Here is a 374-nt window from a genome sequence, read left to right as displayed (position 1 = left end):
CCAGAGAAAGTATTTGGTATTACTAAAGAATTTGCTGAGAAATACCCGAATACGACAGTTCGTTTAACGCGAGCGATGATTCGTGCAGCGATGTGGTTAGATGCTAACAACAATGCTAACCGTCCAGCAGCGGTTAAGATCTTGTCACAACCTAACTATGTTGGTGCTGACTATGACGTTATTGCAAACAGTATGACGGGTACTTTTGAGTACGAGAAAGGCGATAAGCGTTCAGTACCAGACTTCAACGTATTCTTCCGTTATAACGCGACTTACCCATACTACTCAGATGCTATCTGGTATCTAACGCAAATGCGTCGTTGGGGTCAGATCTCTGAAGATAAGAGCGACGAGTGGTACAAAGATTTGGCGAA

General features: G+C 43.6%; 1 protein-coding gene. It reads left to right on the top strand.

What is annotated here, in order from left to right:
• On the top strand, window positions 1-374 hold a 374-nt coding region (locus A3761_RS06390; protein WP_197472898.1), incomplete at both ends, for an ABC transporter substrate-binding protein.

Source organism: Oleiphilus sp. HI0123 (genome assembly GCF_001635315.1).
The sequence above is the reverse complement of the archived record's forward strand: the minus strand, read 5'-3'. Positions and strand labels throughout refer to the sequence as shown.